Source organism: Brevundimonas sp. UBA2416, assembly GCF_002343105.1.
Lineage (GTDB): Bacteria > Pseudomonadota > Alphaproteobacteria > Caulobacterales > Caulobacteraceae > Brevundimonas.
Genome location: NZ_DDRM01000037.1, coordinates 1 through 1539, shown reverse-complemented (window position 1 = coordinate 1539; position 1539 = coordinate 1). Strand labels below are relative to the sequence as shown.

Annotated in this window: 1 protein-coding gene; it reads left to right on the top strand. The window is 67.1% G+C overall.

Annotated features, from left to right (window positions below; genetic code table 11):
* A partial coding sequence (locus B3E43_RS11390; protein ID WP_292029543.1) for an efflux RND transporter permease subunit occupies positions 1–1539 on the top strand: 1539 nt, incomplete at both ends.

The following is a 1539-nucleotide window of genomic DNA, read 5'->3' as shown; positions in this document are numbered from 1 at the left end:
GCCTCGTTCATCCCGCTGGTCACCATCCCGGTCAGCCTGATCGGCAGCTTTGCGCTCATCGCGCTGGCCGGCTTCACGATCAATACGCTGACGCTGCTGGCCCTGGTGCTGGCCATCGGCCTGGTGGTCGACGACGCCATCGTGGTGCTGGAGAACATCTTCCGCCACATCGAGGAAGGGCTGACGCCCTTCCAGGCGGCGCTGAAGGGCGTGCGCGAGATCAGCTTTGCCGTGGTGGCGATGACGCTCACGCTGGCCGCGGTGTTCGCGCCGCTGGCCTTCACGCCCGGCCGCACCGGGCGCCTGTTCAGCGAATTTGCGCTCACGCTGGCCGGCGCCGTGATCGTCTCGGGCTTCGTGGCGCTCACGCTGACGCCCATGCTGTGCAGCAAGCTGCTGCGCCACAACCCCAAGCCCAACGCCTTCGACCGCGGCATGGAGCGGGCGCTGGTGGGCCTGAGCAACGGCTACGCCAAGGTGCTGCGCGCCAGCCTGAAGGTGCGCTGGCTGGTGGTGCTGGTGATGCTGGGGGCTGGCGGCGTGAGCTGGTGGCTGTTCAGCACCGCCAAGAGCGAACTTGCCCCGTACGAAGACCGAGGCGTGATTGCCATGCCGATCCGGGCGCCCGACGGCGCGACACTCGACTACACCGCGCGCTACCTCGACGCGCTCGATGCCATCGCGGCCCAGTACCCGGAGTTCGATCGCCGCTTCATGTTCATTGGCGGTGGCCAAGTCTCCCAGGCCTTCAGTGTGCTGCGCACGATCGATTGGGACGATCGCACCATCACCACGCGCGACCTGCAGCAGAAGCTGTTGCCGCAGGTGATGTCCCTGCCCGGCGTGAGTGCCTTTCCCAGCCTGCCACCCAGCCTGGGGCAGGGCTTTCGCTCGCAGCCGCTCAACGTGGTGATCGTGAGCAGCGACAGCTACGGCAACATGGGCCGCTATGCACAGGAGATGCTGGCCGAAATGCGGCGCAACCCTGGCATCGTGCAGCCCGACATCGACCTGCAACTGAACAAGCCCGAGATCTTCATGGATGTCGACCGCGCACGCGCCGCCGACATGGGCGTCTCGGTCGAGGCCGTGGCGCGCACAGTCGAGACCATGCTCGGTGGCCGCGTGGTCACGCGCTACAAGCGCGACGCCGAACAATACGATGTCATCGTGCAGACATCGGGTGTCGGCCGGGCAACCCCCGAAGACATTGATCGGCTGTTCGTGCGCGGACGGGGCGACGTCATGGTCCCGTTGTCCTCTCTTGTCTCTGTGCGCGAAGCCGTGAGCCCGCGCGAGCTCAATCACTTCAACCAGCGGCGCTCGGTGACCATCACCGCCAACCTGGCGCCCGGCTACGCGCTCGGCGAGGCGCTCGCCGATGTCGACCAACTGGCAGCCCGCGTGCTGCCGCCGGGCTACGCCACCGAGCTCAACGGCGTCAGCCGGGAGTTCCGCGCCAGCGCCGGCGCGCTGGGCATCGTTTTCGTGCTCGCGCTTCTGTTCATCTACCTCGTGCTGGCAGCGCAGTTCGAGAGC